Source organism: Paraglaciecola hydrolytica, from assembly GCF_001565895.1.
Classification (GTDB): Bacteria; Pseudomonadota; Gammaproteobacteria; order Enterobacterales; family Alteromonadaceae; genus Paraglaciecola; species Paraglaciecola hydrolytica.
On sequence record NZ_LSNE01000003.1, the window covers coordinates 1093137 to 1113594 of the forward strand.

Below are 20458 nucleotides of genomic sequence, written 5' to 3' on the forward strand. Positions count from 1 at the left end.
TTTATCTAGTTAAAATTGATTTATACCAAGAAAATTTAATATTAATTCAACAAAAATGCCTTATTGGGACATTTTTAAACGGATCTGGTTCACCAAGGCCGGTTAAAATATTGCAGATCTTGGCAGGTTGGCAGGATTAATGCGCTTTACTGGGAAAATGATTTTAAATTCTACACCCTTACCCGTTTCACTTTGCACAGAAATAGAGCCATTCAAACCCTGAGTGACTAGATTGTAAACTAAATGCATACCCAAACCACTGCCACCTTGTCCACGTTTAGTGGTTACAAAGGGATCAAAGATGCGTTTACGCAGTTGTTCTGGAATACCTTCACCATTGTCTTTAAAGGTAATGCATATTTTTTTATCATCCAGCATCACGATATCGATATCGATTGTGCCTTTTTCTATAAACTCAAAACCGTGAATGATTGAGTTCATGATCAGGTTGATCATGATCTGATTAATCGGCCCAGCTTTAGATTCGATATACAAATCATCTGCACAATGGATAACAATCTCGTGATCAACCCTTTTTAACTTAGGCCGCATCGACATTAGAATTTCTTCCATCAACTTGGCAAACGAGAAAGTACGGTTATTTTCTGACGATTGATCGACAGCAACTTGTTTAAAGCTAGATATGAGCTCTGCTGCACGATTTAAGTTGCGATAAATGATATTGAGATTTTCTTCGCTTTCGGCAATAAATTTTGCAAGTGCGCTGGCTTTAAGCGTTTTTTCTTCAAATCCTTTGCGCATATCCGCCAAGCGGTCGAGCATCATAGTAGAGGCGGTAACACCTAATCCAATAGGGGTATTAACCTCGTGAGCAACACCGGCAACCATATCACCTAAAGACGCCATTTTTTCATTTTGTACCATCTGGCGTTGAAACTGATGGAGTTTTTCTAAGGTTTGGATTAATTCACCGTTAGCTTCTTTTAAAGCCATTGTGCGTTGATTGACTTTCTCTTCCAGGCTGACATTGAGTGTGCGGTACTCTTGCTCTGCATTTGCTTGGCGTTGCATATGGCCTTGGGTTCTTTCTAACATACCATTAAAAGCATCTATCAAGATGTCTAGCTCTTTAATGCCATTGGGTTCAGCTCGGTTTGAAAAATCTTTTTGGCGAGTAATGCGTTGGACCAGTCTGACCAGAATTTGAATGGGAGAGGTAATGGCACTTTGTAATTTGAGCGTGAGAAAAAAACAAATTGCGATACAGATTAGAAATACCACCAGGGTAAGCATAATCGAGCGACTAATATGTGCCTCAAGTGCTTCAGCCGAGGCGCGTAAATAAATATAACCAATAAGCTCATTTTTTTCGGCAAAAATAGGTCGAATAATTTCAGCTACTTCACTTGTTACGACGGGATTGGATAAATCATTCGTTTGTTCAAACTTGGCTTTAACAGGCGCAATACCTGCTTTGTTGTAACTAGCAAAAAAATCTAAAGTGTTGTTATCAATCACTTTATACAAATGCACATTCTCAATAATTTTAGCAGCAGATAATACGAGTAAGTTTTTTTCCAGTTCTGCGCCTTCATCGAGCTGCAGGGCATTAATTGCACTGTTGCCAATTAACTCAGCCAGAGTAGTAACGTCGGCTTTTAATTCGGCTTGATAAGAGCTGATTTGGGAAAAAAGATTAACACTAGATGCAACGATTAAAGATAACGAAGTAATAGCCATAACGACCCAAATGATCAGGCTTTTGATTGATAGAAACTTCGCTGTGTTTGGCATATTTGAAACGGATCAACTCTCTTTAAAGTAAGAATGGGCTTAAAGTAATCCTAGCACTCTTGTGCAATTCTGTCTTACTACCAATAGACTGTATACAAATAATGATATTTGGACAAATTCATTCGCGTTTTTAAGGCGAAGTTTTCTTACTACTCTTCTTAACCTAACGCTTTTAAGTAGAGTTTTTCATATTCTTTAGCTGCCGCTTGCCAAGTGAAACGGGTTTGCATGGCCCGTTGCTGGATAAGCGCAAATTTTTCAGGGAATTCATGATAAAACAATAATGCTCGTTGCACGCAGGCTAGTAGCGCTTGATCATTGGGCTGTTCAAACACAAAGCCGGTTGCGGCTTGCGGATCCTCGGCTACATCTACCACTGTATCTTTTAATCCGCCTACAGCACGCACGATAGGCAAAGTAGCAAAGGCTAAGCTATACATCTGATTCAAACCACAAGGTTCAAATAAAGATGGCATTAAAAAGAAGTCGCTGCCAGCTTCAATCATATGGGCTTTTCTGACACTAAAGTCTTGATGAAAGGCCAATTTCTGCGGAAAGCGCTGCGCCATATCATGTAAATAGCGACAAATATCCGGATCACCGGTACCCACTATGGCCAGTTGTACTTTGTGCTGCATCAACTTATCCAACATAGGTAGGATAAAACCAAAACCTTTTTGCTCGGTTAAGCGACAAACCATGCCAATGACAGGGGTTTTAGGCTCAGCAGGCAAAGTAAGTTCTTTCTGTAAATCTGCTTTACAGGCAGCTTTGCCTTTAAAGTTTTTACTGTCGTAGGTTTGAATGATGTGGGGATCATTGACCGGATCCCATTGTGAATAGTCACAACCATTAAGGATGCCAGAAACATCACCACGTCGCTGAGTGAACTCATAAAACAAGTGATGTGAGCCCAAGGGGGTGAGTAATTCCTGTGCATAGTTAGGGCTTACGGTATTAATTTTAGTCGCGTAACGAATCCCCATACGTACAAAATTCAAGGCGTCACCATCGAGCTGTGCAGCTAACTGATGGTGAGGGCGTAAATAGGGAATATCGACAAAGCGATGGGTACCCTGATAGGCACCATTATGAATGGTAAAAATGCTTTTACTGTGGTTAAAAAAGCCAGAATCATCAATATGCAAAAAGTATGGGGTTAAAGCGGTATGCCAGTCATTGCAATGCACTATGTCTGGTTGAAAATTAACGGCTTGGGCTGTTTTTAGCGCGGCATGGGCAAAAAAAGCAAAACGCTCAGCATTGTCTGGATAGGCGTGATAATCGTCGGAATATAAACCTTTACGCGCAAAAAAATCAGGATAGTCAACACACAAGACTCGCAAGCCTTGCAATTGAATTTCTCGAATTGCAAATTCATAAGGTGTTTGTTCAGAATAAAGTATTTGTTTGGGTGCACATTCAGCAGCGGAAAATTGAGTTGCTAATGCCTGATAATAGGGCATCACTATCAGCACTTCATGACTTAGGTCACGCAGGGCAAGAGGCAAAGACTTAGCTACGTCAGCTAAACCACCGGTTTTCACCAGATCTTCAACTTCTGATACCACAAATAGTATTTTCATCGACTTCCTATTTTATGCTCAAGCAACACACTTTAAATTATTGATTTCACTCTAACTCACCACTTTCTATTGGAGAAAAAGGGCGTTGTTATTTACTTCGCTGACACAGGTATACACTAAACTGGGTTGTTTGTTTGATCAAATTGACGGCTTTAAAACGTTTTTCCAAGAGCTCGGCATAACGTAAAAATTGATTCGCCACTAGGATCAAAGAGCCCTCAGAGGTTAAATAATTTTTAAGGCCAGCAATGAAGTTTTCAGTCACCGAATAATCAGTTTGAATGCCTGTATGAAAAGGTGGGTTAGTGATCACTGTGGTAAATTTGGGACTAAGATCCTGTAAACCATTGGAGGCCACGACATCTATTTCAAGCTTATTGAGTAAGGCACTTTGTTTCGCACAATGCACGGCGAGAGCGCTGACATCACTCATTACCACTTTAGTGTCTTTTTTAGTCAGCGCGACAAAACAACCGATAATGCCGGCGCCGCAACCAAAGTCCAGTACTCGTCCGCCGTGGTAAGGGGGTAAGTTTTCTAATAATACTCGTGTACCAGTATCAACTTGACCATGGTTAAACACGCCGGGCAAGGAGCAAATCTGATACTGTAAACCGGCAATTTCAATCGTTTGAGTTGTTTGCCATTGTGCCAGAACAAAAGGTTTAGCAACTTTACTGACTTGCCCGCCATAGAGGGCACAATGCCGTGCCGAATCGATTTTATTCACTTGCTCACAATAAGGCTCAAGCATTTTATCAGCGCTTTTTACACCACTTTTATTTTCGCCGACCAACAACAAATTAGCGCCTTGTTTTAAACAAGCAGCCACATTGGCCAGTAACATTTTGGCGTGTTCTTTGGCTTTAGGCATATAAATAACCGCACCGTCAAACTGCTGATTGGTGGGATAAGCAGCACCAAATGTATGCTCAGCGGTTTTACCTGCCTGTTTGCTTTGTTGGTAGATATCGTAAAACTGATGGAATACGGCAATATTGCTGTTGCCTAAGGCCTGACAAACGTGGGCATCCGTTGGATTAACCAATAACCACTTACCTGTACTAAATAATTCGGCATTGCGTTCCAATACTTGACTGGCTGGCGATAACATTAACTTACCTTCTCAAACATTAAATCCCATACACCATGACCAAGGCGATGACCACGTTGTTCAAACTTAGTCAAAGGCCTTTGTTCTGGGCGGGGTACATAATCATTGCTGGTGGATTGATTTTTAAATCCTGCAGCCTGCGACATCACTTCGAGCATATGCTCTGCATAGTTTTCCCAATCAGTGGCCATGTGAAATACGCCACCCATCTCAAGTTTTGCCCGTAATTTTTGCACAAAATCTGGCTGTACTATGCGGCGTTTATGATGACGAGTTTTATGCCAAGGATCTGGGAAAAACAACTGCATTCTACTCAAACTGTTATCCGCAATACAGTCAGCTAATATCTCCACAGCATCATGATCATAAACCCGCAAATTAGTCACACCTTGTTCGGCCGCATCGGCTAAACAGGCGCCCACACCAGGGGTATGCACTTCAATGCCAATAAAATCTTTGTCTGGTTCATTTTTAGCCATTTCGACTAATGATTTACCCATGCCAAAACCGATTTCCAAAACAAGAGGAGCAACTCGGCCAAAAACTTCCGCAAGGTTAAGTAAGCCATCTTTATGCTCTAAACCCATAGTTGGCCAATGTAGTTCAAGCGCCTTGGCTTGACCATTGGTCAAACGGCCTTCGCGTTTTACAAAGCTTTGGATTTTGCGGATATAGACACCGGATTCAGCGGCCTCTTGTTCAGATTTATACTGACTCATGTTGCTTACTCATAACTGATAAAAGGGTTTTGGAGGTATTTTACCCAAGTGACTTGGGTATATAGGCGCGCATTATCCTGTGACAGTAAATGAATGCAAGGATTTCAGGCATTTTCAATTAATCCATATAAATATTCAGCCAATATGAGTGGCTGTTCGAGGCTTAACATATGCCCTGCATCGGCTATCAACTTAACAGTACTCGCTGGAATTTGCTCTTGCGCCTCGTTTAGTTGTGCTGCGCTGACTAGGTGGTCTTGTGCACCAGCAACAAAGTGCACCGGGAACTGACATTTGGCTAATTGAGGTAATACGTTTTTTCGCTCACTGGTAGCCGCCATCTGACTAGCCAGTACCGGCATGCCTAAATCTTGTTCCATATCCCGAATTATACTGATTATGCCCTTATCTCCACTGTTATTAACATGCAACATAGTGGCTATCTGTTTATCACTCATGCCTTTGAATTTGGCTTGTTTTATCGCCGCTAACAACATCTTACGTTGACTCAGTTCGTCTGAGGGTAAGGCTTGGCCGCTAGAAGCCAGCAAAGTCAAAGAGGCAATTTTGTGTGGAGTAGCAAGTGCAAGCAACGCGGCGATATAACCGCCCATGGAAAACCCAACTACATGCACAGGTTTATCAAAATAATCGAGGCGATCATGGCTCAAGGCCAACATTTGTTCGAGATCATCAGCCCACTGCAGCGGCACATAAGCTTGATAAGGAATATCTAGATATCGCCAGCACGGCATAAAAACCCGTTCATCACATAAGGTACCAGGCAAAAAAACGACTGGGTGGGAAATCTGGTAAGTCGGCGGGTTTGTTGTATGCACTGAGTTCTAAGTAAACCAAATAGCTTGAGATAAGGTATTATCCCGCATATCAGTTCAGAAGCAAAATAAGCATTAAAATAAGCATGGTAGTCGCACAAAATAAATCATTAGACATTTCAACATTTTCACAGCGTATTCTCACGTGGTTTGACCAAAACGGGCGTAAAGATCTGCCGTGGCAACAAAGTAAAACCGCCTATTCAGTGTGGATCTCTGAAATCATGCTGCAGCAAACTCAAGTCACAACAGTTATCCCGTATTATCAGCGTTTTATGCAGCGCTTTCCTGATGTTGCGGCGCTGGCGTTTGCTGAACAAGATGAAGTACTCCACCACTGGACAGGACTGGGTTATTACGCTCGCGCTCGCAACTTACACAAAACCGCAAAATTCATAATCAGTGAACATGCTGGAGTATTTCCGCAAACGTTTGAACAAGTCATGGCCTTGCCTGGGATTGGCCGCTCAACAGCAGCAGCAATTTTATCCTTAGCTCATGATCAACATCACAGCATACTGGATGGCAATGTAAAACGGGTATTGGGACGTTATGCCGCAGTGACAGGTTGGCCTGGTGAGAAAAAAGTAGAACAAAGTTTATGGGACTTAGCTGACAAACTCACGCCGGCACTGCGCACCGCTAACTACAATCAGGCCATGATGGATATGGGCGCAACTCTGTGTACTCGCAGCTCTCCAAAGTGTAATGTTTGCCCTGTTGCTGCTGACTGCCAAGGCTTCGCTCAGGGCACGCCAACAGCTTTCCCAGGGAAAAAAGCCAAAAAAACCATTCCGGTACGCTCTACTATTATGCTGATACCGCAGTGGCAAGAAAAAGTACTGTTACATAAAAGACCGCCCAGTGGCATTTGGGGCGGATTGTGGGGGTTTTATCAGATTGAACAGCTGGATGAACTGAGTCGGCAAGCTTCATCCTTAGGGCTAAGCGAATATTCAGCCAAGTTTTTGTTACCGTTTCGCCACACCTTTAGCCATTTTCATTTGGATATTCAACCCTTGTTACTCACCATGCATCAGCCACCCGACGGCGGGCAGGTGCAAGACAGCCAGCAAGTTTGGTATAACTTAATTCAACCTCCGGCCTTGGGTTTAGCTGCACCCACTCAGCAAATTTTGCAGCTGCTAACTTCGATCTAATCGGATTTAGTACTACGACTAGGGGGAGTAACTTTGCTAAACTGTTGCACTTTAATTTATAGGCCAAAGGCCAAGCCCAAAAGGATTGCAAATGAGCAGAATCGTACATTGCCAATATCTGAAAAAAGAAGCTGATGGTTTGGAGTTTCAATTATACCCCGGTGAACTGGGTAAACGAATATTCGACAATATCAGCAAAGAAGCGTGGGCCTTATGGCAGAAAAAACAAATTATGTTGATCAACGAAAAAAAACTCAACATGATGAATGTCGAACACCGCCAGTTTCTTGAAGGTGCAATGCAAGACTTTTTATTTGAAGGTAAAGACGTTGAAGTAGAAGGCTACGTGCCTGTTAAACCTCAATAAAACCGAGCAAAAATACGGCAATTAAGTTTTAAACGATTAGGGATTTAATAATATTGACGGTTTTTGCAGCAGTCAGCACAAAAATCAAAATATTTACGACAAAATAGTTGACTTAAATCCCCATAATCCGTTTAATACGCACCCACGACGAAGCAGGTCCTACTTAAACAAGTAAGCAGCAAGTCAAAGAGTTTTAGCCCAGATAGCTCAGTCGGTAGAGCAGAGGATTGAAAATCCTCGTGTCCCTGGTTCGATTCCGGGTCTGGGCACCATGTTTAAAACCTGTTAACTTTTTGAAAGTTAACAGGTTTTTCCATTTCTGGGCCTCATCTTTTAGTACGTTCAAACCACATACTGTGACAAAGTGAGACGATTTTTTGTCACAGCTCTGTTTTTCATCAGCATTTGTCACAACGTTATCTTCATTACTTACTGTAAGTGATTTTTCTACAATATTGTTCGCTTGCTGACTGAGATAGTCCAAACTAGGATGCGTATAGCGTTGCACCATCTCTAGTGTTTTCCAGCCACCTAATTCTTTAATCGCCAATATGTCAGTGCCTTTCTCCGCATGCCTCGATGCCCAGTTATGCCGTAGGTCATGAAAGCGCAAACCAACTAGATTTGAACTTTTACATGCTCGATACCAAATACGGCGATTAAGATCGTTAATCGGTAAGCCACTTTCGTTTAGGAATACGAAATCAGATTTTTTATTTGCAGCAAGATTTTTGAGTAACGTTACAACCGTTTCATTAATAGGATGCAGCATCGCTGAACCACTTTTATGACTGTCGGCATCTATCCGAATAACCTTCTTGTCTAAATCAAGCTTTTTCCAAGTCAGTCCAATGATGTTAGATGCTCTAAATCCCGTTGAAAGGGCGAAAAGGATTATAGGTCGCATAAACTCAGGGGAAGCTAACAATAAACGCTCTACGTCGTCTTCAGTGAGCTTATAAAATGGTTTCTCTCGTTCTTTGTAGGTTTTGATGACAGGAACTCGGTCAATCCACTCTAGCTCTTTGTGAACAAAATTTAAAAAGGATTTTATTTCAGACAGATACCGGTTGTTAATTTGCATCCAGAACTGATCCACTTTACCCCCTAATTTGCATCGAAAACTGATCCACATATTTAATACCTCCTGCCGCCTCTAAGCAGGAGAATGTGGAGTGATAGATGTGTCATTATTAAGTGTTATGCGTCGATGGTATTTTCGTGATGGATTGTCCCAACGAGAAATTACTAAACGCACTGGATTGTCTCGCAATACCGTACGTCGTTATCTTAAAAACGACATTGCAGAGCCTATTTACACCAAGCGGCAGACCTTGGGCAAAGTCGACGAGTTCGAAGAACTGCTTATTAGCTGGCTTAAACGTGAAGCCAGGCGGCGCAGGAAAGAGCGCAAAACCGTTAAAAACCTTTATGAGGACTTATTGCCGCTTGGCTATTCAGGCTCATATGACAGGGTTGCTGCGTTTGTACGTAAGTGGCGTGAAGAGCAGCGATTAGCGGCATCCAATCAAGTTTACGTGCCATTAGAGTTTGCAGCAGGTGAAGCCTTTCAATTCGATTGGGGCGAAAACTATGCCTTTATTGATGGTCGTAAAACCAAGCTGCAAGTCGCTCATTTCAAACTCAGCCATAGCCGAGCCTTTATCCTGCGAGCCTATCTTACCCAAAGTCATGAAATGCTGTTTGACGCCCACAACCATGCGTTTAGGGTGTTTAATGGCGTGCCTGAGCGTGGTATTTACGACAACATGAAAACAGCGGTTGATAAGGTGCAAAGGGGTAAAGAACGCATTGTTAATCGCCGTTTCCTGACCATGGTTAGTCATTATCTGTTTGAAGCAGACTTCTGCAATCCGGCAGCGGGATGGGAAAAAGGCCAAGTAGAGAAGAATGTTCGTGATGCTCGCTCAGTAATTTGGCAACGCCTGCCGCGTGTTAGCTCACTGACTGAACTCAATGATTGGTTAGAAACTCAATGTATAAAAGACTGGCAAACACGCAAGCACCCGCAGTTCACAGATAGAACAATTGAGGAAGTGTGGTATCAAGAGCAGCGCCAATTAATGAAGGTGAATGCGACCTTTGATGGCTTCATTGAGCACAGTAAAAAGGTATCTTCCACCTGCTTAGTCAACTTCGACCGCAATAAATACTCCGTGCCCGCCAGCTTCGCTAATCGGCGTATCAGTCTGCATGTTTATCCAAGCCGACTTGTCTTTATTGCACAAGGCCAGAAAATAGCCGAGCACCACCGCGTGTTCATGAGTAACCATGATATACCGGGTAAAATTGTGTATGACTGGCAACACTACTTGCTGGTTGCACAACGTAAGCCGGGCGCCCTGCGCAATGGCGCACCGTTTAACACTATGCCCGATAGCTTTAAACACCTGCAATCCATTCTATTGCAACGTGAGCGTGGGGATAGAGAAATGGTTGAGGTGTTATCGCTGATATTACATCACGATGAAGCCGATGTTGTGAGGGCTGTTGAAATGGCATTAGACGTGGGCTGCCCGTCCAAACAACATGTCATGAACTGCCTGAGCCGACTACTTAACCCTGCACCTCCTGCGCCAGTCCCCATAATTAATGGTCTGCAATTAATCACTGAGCCGACCAGCGATACATCACGCTACGACACATTAAGAGGTAAACGTTATGCACACTGAAGCCCTATTACATACCCTAAAAATACTTAAACTACACGGCATGGCAAGCAGTGTTGCCGAGTTAACCTCGCAAGATTCCCCCGCCTACAAACAAGCCTTACCCATACTCGACACACTTGTAAAAGCTGAGGTAGCCGATAGAGAAGTGCGCAGTATCGCCTACCAAATGAAAACGGCTAGATTCCCTGTTTACCGAGACCTTTATGGCTTTGACTTCAGTGAAAGTGAGGTGGATGAATACCTCATCAGAGGCTTGCATCGCTGCGAGTTTATCGAAGATTGCCAAAATGCCGTGTTCGTTGGTGGCCCCGGCACAGGGAAAACCCATTTAGCGACGGCACTTGGCGTACAAGCCATTCAGCACCATCAATATCGCGTACGGTTCTTATCCACTATCGAACTAGTCAATACACTGGAATTAGAGAAACAAGCGGGTCACGTTGGTCGAATGGCAAGTCGTTTAGCGAATTGTGATTTAGTCATATTAGATGAATTAGGCTATGTACCCTTTAGCCAAGCAGGTGGCACCTTACTGTTTCATTTACTCAGTAAACTCTACGAAACAACCAGCGTACTTATCACCACCAACCTGAATTTCACGGAATGGTCAAAGGTGTTTGGAGATGCAAAACTGACAACCGCCTTATTAGACAGATTAACCCATCATTGCCACATCATCGAAACGGGTAATGACAGCTACAGATTTAAACAATCAACTAAAAAATCAAAGGAGAAAAAGCGCTAGAAACTAAAATAGGATTATGGTCATATAAGACTACTTGGGTGGATCAGTTTTCGATGCAAATCGTGGATCAGTTTTAAGTACAAATTAACAATGAAAACAGGCTTCAAACTCTAGGGTTGATTCTACTTCAACAAAACTATTGTTTTTGAAGCTAGCAAATCGATGAATATTATTTATCGCAGATTTTGTAAGTTTACGCTTATACACGTTCATTTCTTCTTGTTTTTGTAAACTAATTACAAAAATAGATTATTTTTTGAACAATGACAAGCTATACTTGTCACGAATGACAAGATATGCTTGGATTATGACAAGATATGCTTGGATCAACATAATCCCTTTAAAATAAAGGGATTGATAGAAGTCGGAGTTGGCCGATAAGCCGGGTTCTGTCTTGGGCAATCATTCATCTAGGCCAGCAATCACTCACTGGCTCAAGCAACACACCCGATCCCAACGTGGGCCACGCCATACGGGATCCTATTTGGTCTTGCTCCGGGTGGAGTTTACCTTGCCACAAACTGTTGCCAGCTGCGCGGTGCGCTCTTACCGCACCCTTTCACCCTTACCGATTGGTTACGAATAACCAACAGGCGGTCTGCTCTCTGCTGCACTTGTCGTCGGCTCTCGCCGCCCAGGCATTACCTGGCACCCTGCCCTATGGAGCCCGGACTTTCCTCCCCTTATCAACACACGAATGCCCGATAAGCGACGATTGCCTGGCCAACTCCGGAGGCGGATTCTACGCAGGTTGTAAGCCGGTGACAAACATTAATCTGCACTCACAGTAATGCGACTAAGTTTATTGATTATTTTTGGCTTGAAATAAATAGCTAGGTACAAACTCAACTATAATATCGCTGTTTAAGCTCGAGGTGTTTTTCCCAAATAACACTTTGACAGCCAATTACGACACTTGTAGCCAGAAAGTTAAATATGCATAATAATTTGACCTTTAATTAAACGACACTTACACAAAGTCGCTTAATTAAGTCCTGATATACAGAGGTCAGGCAATACGATGTAGTGAAATTCTGATTTGCACAGGAACACATATGTTTGAACAGCACGGTAAGTTTCAATTAGCTTGTGAGCAAAATATCATTATCTTTATCGCTGAAGGTGCTTGGAATTATGAAGCATCACTTAATGCCACTACGCAAATTAAGTACATAATCGACCGTCTAGAGCATAAACAACATGCCTTTATTTTTGAAACCCAACATGTCGAAGGGATGACACCCGACGCATTTAGCACTTGGTCAGATGCAGTTAACTATTGGCTAGAACACGGTTTTCGAGCCATCGCAAGGGTTACCGATCCTTCCGAGTCCCATTATAAAATGTTTATCGAGCCTTTTGATTTAAGGCTAAAAGACTTAATGCCCCTTACCTTTACTGACGATTTAGCAAGCGCGGTTAACTGGCTACATGGCTTAGGCTATCGCGGCTTTGAGCAAGGCATTGATTTAACCAAGTTTGTATCTAATCAATAAAATCAAGCATCTACGGCAGCAGTGCATTATTATCGTCACTATGCGTACTTCACTTATAACACTATTACTCAGTTGTCTTTTGTGCTCAACGCCAGTCCTTGCTGTTGTCAGCGACAATATTCGCATCCACAGTGAGATACTCTCTTACGATCTGCAATACCGCATTTACCGCCCTGCCAATGTCAGCCCTGAGATTCAACTTCCTGTCGTTTATGTCACCGATGGTGAGTGGTATTTACATGAACTAGACATGCCCAAAGTCTTAGATAAACTGATCAATAAAGGCGCTATCCATCCCTTGCAAGTTGTCTTTGTTGATAGCCGTAATCCAGACGATTTGACGCAGAATCGCCGCAATCAGCAGTTTATGTGTAATAAAGACTACGTTTTGTTTTTTGTTAACGAACTTATCCCCAAGATTGAAACACAAGATAATAAAAACACTGCTCAACGGCTCATTGTGGGATTGTCTTTTGGTGGCATCAATGCCGCTTGTTTTGGGCTGATGCTGCCCGATGTTTTCCCTAACATCGCGATGCTCTCGCCCTTTGGCAATGAAAAGGTTTCAGTCATCAGTGACTTATATCGCAAGCAGGACAAACTAGCATTAAAGCTATTTTTGTCTGTTGGTAAAATCAATGACAGTGCCTCGTCCGTGCGAAAATTCAAGCAAGTACTACTTAATAAAAACTACGACCTTACTTATAAAGAAGTCAATTTTGGCCATGAATGGGACAACTGGCGTTCAGTAATGAATGAGATGTTATTGACATTTTTTGCCCTACCTAAATAAAGCGATTAGGCTAAACACTCACTGCTTTGCCAGCTACGAAATATACCTAATTTTTATTAATATATTATTGTGTTGATCAAAATCACGATACATTTCGTACTAAGTAGCCATAAAGCTGACACTGTAATGTTAAACTAAACCTGCGTGCGAAAATATTTGAGCACGGCGACAGCAATTTTCAGGAATAATGATGACACCAAAGATTACCCTCTTGATGTGGTTTACTTTTACCCTAGCTTTTTTCTACCACCCCAATGCTTTGACCCAACAACAATCACACAACGCCGTCACAAAGGTGATTGTTAGCCAACTGCAAATCGAAAATAATCGCGAACGCATACAAGCTGTTGGCAGTGCCGAAGCGATCAATTCTGTGGTGCTGTATCCCGCAGTGGCAGACAAAGTGACGGAGGTGCTTTTTAAAACCGGCGACCTCGTCGAAAAAGAACAGATTTTGTTGCATCTAGATGATCGTCGCCAACGAGTGGCCTTAGAGCGTGCAAGAATCAATCTACAAGATGCACAGCGCACCTTAAACCGGTTGAAAGAAAGTCGCGCTCAGGGCGCCATTCCACAAAACGACTTAGACGATGCGCTAACTGCTTTTAATTTGAGTCAAGTCGCAGTACAAGAAGCCCAAGTAGAATTAGAAGACCGTATGGTGCGCGCACCATTTTCTGGGGTCGTGGGTTTCACCGAGATTGAAGTGGGTGATCGCATTACGGTACAAACACCAATCACTACCCTAGATAACCGTTCCCAATTACTGATTAATTTTACTGCCCCCGAAGTTGCACTCCCCATGTTAAGTGCCAAACCGACCCTAACCTTGCAACCTTGGTTAGATACCCAAACTCCGGTTGAGGCGGTGATAAGCCAAATAGACTCGCGTATCGATAAAAGCAGTCGCTCATTTAAAGTGCGTGCCTTGTTAAACAATAAGGATGATACATTTCGCCCCGGCATGAGTTTTCGGGTTGAGCTCCTATTGGAAGGTGAATCTTATGCCTCAATACCGGAAATTGCGCTGATGTGGGACGCTGTTGGCGCTTATGTATGGATCGCTCAAGAGCAAAAGGCCAAGCGGGTCGAGGTCGCAATCAAACAACGGCTCGCCGGTAGAATTTTAGTTGATGGTGATTTGCAAGCCGGACAATGGTTAATTACCGAAGGCATCCAACGTTTGCGCACTGGCCAGCCAGTCACTTTTGCAACAACACAGTAGGTTAGGTTTATGAAACTTAACATGCAATTATTCAGTAATGATTTACCGTCCTTATCTATTCGTCGTCCTGTACTTATTATCGTATTAAATCTGTTAGTGATGATCGCGGGTCTAGCGGCCATTAACGCCATTGAAGTACGTGAATTACCTGATGTAGATCGCCCAGTGCTCACCGTGCGCGCCGTCTTGCCCGGAGGCTCACCTGAAACCATTGATACCGAAATCACTAGTCGACTCGAAGGCGCGGTTGCCAGAGTAAGTGGTGTTAAGTCGATTCGCGCCCAAAGCGAAGAAAACAGCTCGCGTATTGTGGTGGAGTTTCGCCCCGGCATTAACTTAGATGACGCCGCCAATGAAACTCGCGAATCCGTCAGTCGTGTGCAACGTGAATTACCCGACGATGTAGAACAACTGTCGGTGATTAAAGCCGATAACGATGCCGAATCAGTAGTGAGTTTGGCTATTTCCAGTAGCGTACTGGATTTAGAAAGCATGACAGAAAGAGTAGATAAAGATTTAGCGCCTTTATTTTTAAGTATTCCAGGGGTTGCCGATGTACGTTTAAACGGAGATAGACCACGAGTATTGCGCGTTATGCTCGACACCATGCGCCTAACCAGTTACGGCTTAACGGTTTCTCAAGTTGCTAACGTATTGCGCCAAGCTCCCTTCGATGTACCCGCTGGAAGTTTTCGTTCCACTGACCATCAATTGATTGTGCGTGCTGATGCAACGTCAACCTCCGCCCAACAAATCAAAGACATGATTATCGCCGGTGAAACCCGCATCGGCGATGTCGCTGATGTCTATTTTGGTCCTGCTGACGGGCAAAATTTAGTACGCCTCAATGGGGTACCCGTTATAGGTTTGGAAATCATTCGGCAAGCTCGCTCCAACACCATCGAAATCTCTGACGAGGTCTTGTCATTAGTCGCCAGTATCGGGGAGCGATTCAACGATTTAGATATTCAAGTGACCTCTGATGATGCCGAATTTATTCGTGGCTCAGTCTCCGAAGTACTGACGTCGTTGTTATTTACCGTGTTGTTAGTTATTGCCACACTATGGGTGTTTATTGGTTCATGGCGCGCCACCATAGTGCCTGCCCTGTCTATTCCGGTATCCCTTATTGGCGTACTGGCTGTTATCTGGGCACTTGGGTTTTCAATTAATATCTTAACCTTGTTGGCCTTAGTACTTGCCACCGGCCTGATTGTAGATGATGCCATAGTAGTATCCGAAAACATTCAACGTCGCCGTGGCATGGGCTTAGGTAGCCGGGCGGCAGCGGTGATTGGCACCCGCGAAGTGTTTTTTGCAGTCTTAGCCACTACCGCGGTATTGGTCGCAGTATTTTTGCCTATCGCCTTTTTGCCCTCAACGGCTGGGCGTTTATTTCGTGAATTTGGTGGAGTATTAGCCGGTGCGGTGATTATCTCCTCCTTTGTTGCCTTGTCGCTGGTACCCGCCTTAACCGCCAAACTCACTAGCCGCAATAAAAACAAAAAACATCTGTTTGCGCCCATAGGCAATAAGCTTCTCAACACTTATAAACTGGCACTCAAGTGGAGTCTTAATCATGCATGGCTGGTATTTTTTATCAGTTTATTGTCAGCCGCCGGCGCAGCCAGTTTATATTGGCAACTGGAAAATCAACTCATGCCCAATGAAGATCGCGGCCTGATCAGAGTCTTTGCTCGTGGCCCAGACGGCGTTGGACTTAACTTTATGGACAGACAAGCCCTGCAGATGGAAGATATTTTATTACCCTATGTAGAAAAGGGCGAAATCGATTCTATCTATACCGTAGTGGGGCAATGGGATCCCAATATCGTCTCCATTACTGCGCCCCTTAAAGATTGGTCACTGCGAAGTCAAAGCCAACAACAAATTATTGAGCAAATTCGTGAGCCACTAGCTAATATACCCGGTGCTCCTGCCCGCGCTTTTGGCACCAATAGTCTCAGTTTAAGAGGACAAGGTGGGGGCTTAGAAATCGCCTTGACCGGACAAAGCTATGAGCAAATATTTGCTGCTGCAGTGACTTTTGCCAATACATTGGAAACCCAATATCCACAATTTGGTAAACCGGATATTTCCTACCAACCCACTCAACCACAACTGCGCTTAGAAATTGATCGCCAACGTGCAGAAGAGTTAGGCGTGCCACTTAACGATATTGCAACGACCTTAAGAGCAGCCATTAATGGTGACGACTTGGCCGATCTCAACGTGGGCGACCAAGCGGCACCGATCATCCTGCAAGCCAATCGCTCCACCATTAGCGACCCTTCTGATTTAGCCAACTTATTTGTCGGTGCGCAAGGTGGCAGCCTAGTTCCACTTTCGAGTGTGGCCGTTATTCGAGAAGAAGGTGTGGCGGCAGAGTTAGAACGCCATGCCCAGCGCCGCGCCATCGAGATTAATTTAGAATTACCCGAAGATATGCCTATCGATGTGGCAGTTAGTATTCTTAATGCCACGGCCGAACAAGTATTACCGGATAATGTTGGTTTAGTCTTCTTAGGTGAAGCTCTCGCCTATGAAGAAACAGCCAGAGAAGTGACCTTAACCTATGTGCTGGCTTTTTTGATTGTACTTTTAGTCCTCGCGGCGCAATTTGAAAGTGTCAATAGTGCCGTGGTAGTAATGATGACCGTGCCCTTTGGTATAGCTGCTGCTTTATTTGCTCTGTACTTAACCGACACCAGTATCAATATTTATTCACAAATAGGCCTCGTCATGTTGATCGGTTTGCTTGCCAAAAACTCGATTTTGCTGGTGGAGTTTGCCGACCAATTACGTGACAAAGGCTTAGCGGTAAGAGAGGCTGTTGAACAAGCAGCAATTATACGCTTGCGACCCATTACCATGACTCTGATATCAACCTTGCTTGGTGGTTTACCTTTGATCTTATCAACAGGCGCAGGCGCTGAAGCGCGCAATGCCATAGGCTGGGTAGTGTTTGGTGGATTAGGATTTGCGGTGCTGTTTACTCTATTTTTGACCCCAGTACTGTATTTAGCCATGGCGCGATTGGTCAAACCTAGGGGCGATGAAAGCAAACGCCTTGAAAGTGAACTTCAAGAAGTGGAAGCTTTAGAGCACTAAGTTGCCACGTAGTAGATTACGTTAAGGTAATTCAGGTGATTTAAAAAACAACAAACACTTCATCAGCATTTACGCTCGTGAAGTGTTTATTAGGCACACAGGGGATTTTTATCACAGCCCAGCATTTATTCTTTTGGCGACAGTAACTTGTTAACTTCTAACCAGTACATAAACGAATCAAACCACTTGTTGCTGGTGCGATCAGGATTACCCAAGCCAAAACCATGCCCACCGTTTTGGTATAGATGAAGTTCAACTGGTATTTTGGCGTCATACCAAGATTTGACCACACCAAATTCTCCGTTAAACAAAAAATCATCAGTGGCGATAGCCATAAACATTGGCGGAGCGTTTTTGGGCACCTCAACAGCCCCCATGCCACCATAAATGGGGCCAATAAACGCCAATTTTACTTTTTTAGATTGCAATGTCGTTGCCATAGTCAGCCCCGCACCTGCCGAAAACCCAATCATACCAATTCTATCTTTGTCCACGCCCCATTCATCGGCACGTTCCAGCATCATGGCATACGCTGCTTCAACATCGGCAAGTTGATTCGACAGATCCCAGCGTGGCCTTGGGTTGTCTTCTTTGGCTTCTGTTGCGGGCTTGGGTGTCGCCTCGGCAAAGCGTTGTTTCATTTGTTTATCAAAACCCTCGAGGCTATCAGGGGTTGGTTGCAAGCGATATTTTAAGACAAAAGCATTGATCCCACGAGCGGCAAGTGCTTGAGCCACTTCCCAGCCCTCATTGCCTAAAGACAACCACATAAAACCACCACCCGGCGCCACGATAACACTAGTACCATTGGCTTTTTTGGGGTCAGCCAATACTGGGGTTAAGGTTGCAACGGTAATATTACGCGCCATAGGGTCACCCCATTGGCGAAACCATGATTCTTTTGCGGTTTGACCCTCAACTCCACCGGTATTCAAGGGGATAGCATTGGGTTCGGCAGGTGCATCCATGGGATACATGGTCCCGTCTTGAGCAAATAATTGAACGTTGAAAATGACTGAAATCGTAATTACGCTATTAATAAATCTACGTCTGATGAGTTCTAACATTACAAAAACCTCCTTCCTTTTACTTGGTTATAATTATGTTTCTTAATTGTTAAGTACTCATTAAATCTCTTCTCGTGCCAAGCGGCGTATTACTTTATTTTTAAATTGCTGAATTTTTTTAGTCTTGCGCAGCGGCATTTTGGTTAATACCTATACAAAGTGCTAAATTGTTGCACAAACAAATTGGCCTAAACCTGAGTTGCTGCGCTGTCATTAGCGCTGATATGGATGATGCATGAACAAGCTCAATTATCATTTTAGGAAAATCACAAAGAAGGATAAAAAGAGTGGCGTTTTCTAAAGCAGAAAGAGAGGCACTTTTAACCGTAAAGGGAGTAGGCCCTACCGTGATAAAACGCTTTGAAGAAATTGGCATAGATTCTTTTGCGAAGCTGGCAACGAGTCAGGTTGATACTATTGCTGACGTCGTCGCCTCCATGTTAAAAACCACCTGCTGGAAAAACAGCCCACAGGCTAAATCAGCGATAGAAGCGGCTATTGCTAGAGCACAAGCTGGGCTGGTGGGATAAAATTATCGGAAATGAGTTTGAACATCGTTAGTTGGCAATCGGGAGCCACATGGATTAGCTGCCGCGAAAACTAGTAATGATACCGACAGGATATTACCGTTAAATATGCATCGGATACAGCGTAAACTAACCGCCTGCTCTGTTAACACAACAACACGATTAAATTTATTACCCGCACTGTAAAACAACCTTGAGCAAAACTGCAATGTTTAAGCGCATGTTAGGTTGAACTGATACTGATAAAACTGTTGGAAACGTAGCGAGTTGTTCGGCAAAAAACTGAAAGAACGATTACCGAAAAAGGCCTTAGCCAAACACACTAGAAAACACGAGTACTGTGGCCGAAGGCCAGCGCGTGGTTTTCTCAGTGACGCGCCTTGTTATATGCTATTAGTGCAAAACACCCCATGATTCACATACTCCACCAAAAGTAGATACCAAAGATGAGGCCTTTCGTTGCGTGTCCACGATCAGCTCATAAGATACGATTGAAGTGATATTAAAAAGTACGTATCCATCACTTTCTTCTTCAGGCTCAAAAATTTCAATAGCACCGTACTCTTTCTCCAGAATATTTAATGCTTCTTGAGAAGGCGGCCAACTATTAAAATCAACATTGAAATCAATTTCCCAAGTTTTCGAAAAATCGAAACCAGAATCGTCTAGCCGCCTTAGAACATCACCGTCAACATCATTTGGGAAATTCAATCAATGCTCCTTGGCATATATTGCCCCAAACAGGGGATTTTGTGGGTGTTTTTCAGCAAATAAAATTATCGCTGACTTGGCTTGTTATAAGTTGAATACTCAGCAATCACTACCGGAATCGCCACAATCATTGCTGCCTATTAACGAATAAACACCGAATACTTCATTGCCACTACCTGATTTAATAGCTTTAGAGCCAATAGATTTAGGCCACGAATGGGGCTTGGCTACAGTAAGCTCATTTTCTAATCCACAAAACGGACAAGTAACGGAATTTGGATTTGTCGTAAAAGGTAGTAAGTTTTTACACTTTGTACATTTATTGTCTTCCACTTAAATACTCCTTAACCTCTAAATTTATAACGCTTAGCGCGCGCGAACCTTGGTGAGCGACGCTGCTCCCGCAAAGTGCCGCGCCTTGTTCACCAGTTAAAATAGACACCCAAAATAATAAAGTACTCAATCACAGCCCGTTCAACTAGTGTCACCTTGAGAGAAATGTGCATTTGTTATGTTTAAAAACGAGTCGTTTTGTCTGTTTTTTTTGATAGAT

16 protein-coding genes, 1 tRNA gene, 1 other RNA gene and 2 pseudogenes are annotated in these 20458 nt (G+C 43.5%); 10 read left to right on the forward strand and 10 right to left on the reverse strand.

Going from position 1 to position 20458, the window contains the following annotated elements; genetic code table 11:
• Nucleotides 1–102: 102 nt before the first annotated feature.
• The 5 genes from AX660_RS07300 to AX660_RS07320 all read right to left on the reverse strand — a co-directional run bounded on the left by AX660_RS07300 (nucleotide 103) and on the right by AX660_RS07320 (nucleotide 5929).
• Nucleotides 103–1755, reverse strand: coding sequence for a sensor histidine kinase (locus tag AX660_RS07300; protein ID WP_068374622.1), 1653 nt, complete (start codon nucleotides 1753–1755; stop codon nucleotides 103–105).
• 158 nt (nucleotides 1756–1913) lie between these two features.
• Entirely contained in the window at nucleotides 1914–3341 is a 1428-nt protein-coding gene (gene glgA, locus AX660_RS07305) for a glycogen synthase GlgA (RefSeq protein WP_068374625.1), read from the reverse strand.
• A gap of 88 nt (nucleotides 3342–3429) precedes the next feature.
• Entirely contained in the window at nucleotides 3430–4455 is a 1026-nt protein-coding gene (locus AX660_RS07310; protein WP_068374628.1) for a methyltransferase, read from the reverse strand.
• A complete protein-coding gene (gene trmB / locus AX660_RS07315) occupies nucleotides 4455–5174 on the reverse strand; it encodes a tRNA (guanosine(46)-N7)-methyltransferase TrmB (RefSeq protein ID WP_068374631.1) in 720 nt (239 codons plus the stop codon). The genes AX660_RS07310 and trmB overlap by 1 nt, the downstream gene beginning before the upstream one ends.
• A gap of 104 nt (nucleotides 5175–5278) precedes the next feature.
• Complete coding sequence (locus AX660_RS07320) at nucleotides 5279–5929, reverse strand: alpha/beta fold hydrolase (RefSeq protein WP_201027411.1); 651 nt, start codon at nucleotides 5927–5929, stop codon at nucleotides 5279–5281.
• Nucleotides 5930–6096: 167 nt separating this feature from the next.
• Here AX660_RS07320 and mutY point away from each other — a divergent pair, with 167 nt between their 5' ends.
• From mutY to AX660_RS07335, 3 genes are all read left to right on the forward strand, one after another.
• Nucleotides 6097–7170 (forward strand): A/G-specific adenine glycosylase, encoded by a 1074-nt coding sequence (gene mutY / locus AX660_RS07325; protein ID WP_068374638.1) that lies wholly within the window; start codon nucleotides 6097–6099, stop codon nucleotides 7168–7170.
• Nucleotides 7171–7261: 91 nt separating this feature from the next.
• Nucleotides 7262–7537 (forward strand): oxidative damage protection protein, encoded by a 276-nt coding sequence (locus tag AX660_RS07330; RefSeq protein WP_068374641.1) that lies wholly within the window; start codon nucleotides 7262–7264, stop codon nucleotides 7535–7537.
• Nucleotides 7538–7733: 196 nt separating this feature from the next.
• Nucleotides 7734–7809, forward strand: a tRNA-Phe gene (locus tag AX660_RS07335).
• 227 nt (nucleotides 7810–8036) lie between these two features.
• On the opposite strand, the pseudogene AX660_RS23675 reads toward AX660_RS07335, so the two are convergent.
• Nucleotides 8037–8672: pseudogene (locus AX660_RS23675) on the reverse strand (site-specific integrase); the annotation flags it as partial.
• Nucleotides 8673–8721: 49 nt separating this feature from the next.
• Between AX660_RS23675 and istA the strand changes: the two are divergent.
• Together istA and istB are read left to right on the forward strand one after the other, a co-directional pair.
• A complete protein-coding gene (gene istA / locus AX660_RS07340; RefSeq protein WP_164483514.1) occupies nucleotides 8722–10230 on the forward strand; it encodes an IS21 family transposase in 1509 nt (502 codons plus the stop codon).
• Nucleotides 10220–10975, forward strand: coding sequence for an IS21-like element helper ATPase IstB (gene istB, locus AX660_RS07345; RefSeq protein WP_068374644.1), 756 nt, complete (start codon nucleotides 10220–10222; stop codon nucleotides 10973–10975). The genes istA and istB overlap by 11 nt, the downstream gene beginning before the upstream one ends.
• Before the next feature lie 362 nt (nucleotides 10976–11337).
• Here the strand turns inward: istB and rnpB are convergent.
• Nucleotides 11338–11706: RNase P RNA component class A (gene rnpB, locus AX660_RS07350), an RNA gene on the reverse strand.
• A gap of 324 nt (nucleotides 11707–12030) precedes the next feature.
• Here rnpB and AX660_RS07355 point away from each other — a divergent pair.
• The 4 genes from AX660_RS07355 to AX660_RS07370 all read left to right on the forward strand — a co-directional run bounded on the left by AX660_RS07355 (nucleotide 12031) and on the right by AX660_RS07370 (nucleotide 17600).
• Nucleotides 12031–12471: a hypothetical protein gene (locus AX660_RS07355; RefSeq protein ID WP_068374647.1), complete on the forward strand. Its 441-nt coding sequence runs from the start codon at nucleotides 12031–12033 to the stop codon at nucleotides 12469–12471.
• A 40-nt stretch (nucleotides 12472–12511) separates the two neighbouring features.
• On the forward strand, nucleotides 12512–13264 hold the full coding sequence (locus AX660_RS07360; protein WP_068374650.1) for an alpha/beta hydrolase: 753 nt from the start codon (nucleotides 12512–12514) through the stop codon (nucleotides 13262–13264).
• A 187-nt stretch (nucleotides 13265–13451) separates the two neighbouring features.
• Entirely contained in the window at nucleotides 13452–14489 is a 1038-nt protein-coding gene (locus tag AX660_RS07365; protein WP_068374653.1) for an efflux RND transporter periplasmic adaptor subunit, read from the forward strand.
• 9 nt (nucleotides 14490–14498) lie between these two features.
• Complete coding sequence (locus tag AX660_RS07370) at nucleotides 14499–17600, forward strand: efflux RND transporter permease subunit (RefSeq protein ID WP_068374655.1); 3102 nt, start codon at nucleotides 14499–14501, stop codon at nucleotides 17598–17600.
• Nucleotides 17601–17725: 125 nt separating this feature from the next.
• Here AX660_RS07370 and AX660_RS07375 read toward each other — a convergent pair whose 3' ends face one another.
• A complete protein-coding gene (locus AX660_RS07375) occupies nucleotides 17726–18667 on the reverse strand; it encodes an alpha/beta hydrolase (RefSeq protein ID WP_068374660.1) in 942 nt (313 codons plus the stop codon).
• Nucleotides 18668–18954: 287 nt separating this feature from the next.
• Between AX660_RS07375 and AX660_RS07380 the strand changes: the two genes are divergently transcribed.
• A complete protein-coding gene (locus AX660_RS07380) occupies nucleotides 18955–19197 on the forward strand; it encodes a helix-hairpin-helix domain-containing protein (protein ID WP_068374662.1) in 243 nt (80 codons plus the stop codon).
• A 70-nt stretch (nucleotides 19198–19267) separates the two neighbouring features.
• On the opposite strand, the pseudogene AX660_RS23680 reads toward AX660_RS07380, so the two are convergent.
• Together AX660_RS23680 and AX660_RS07385 are read right to left on the reverse strand one after the other, a co-directional pair.
• A pseudogene (locus AX660_RS23680) lies at nucleotides 19268–19330 on the reverse strand (Txe/YoeB family addiction module toxin); the annotation flags it as partial.
• 257 nt (nucleotides 19331–19587) lie between these two features.
• Nucleotides 19588–19905 carry a ribonuclease E inhibitor RraB gene (locus AX660_RS07385; RefSeq protein ID WP_068374665.1) on the reverse strand — a complete coding sequence of 106 codons (318 nt, stop codon included), beginning with the start codon at nucleotides 19903–19905 and terminating at the stop codon, nucleotides 19588–19590.
• Nucleotides 19906–20458 lie beyond the last annotated feature (553 nt).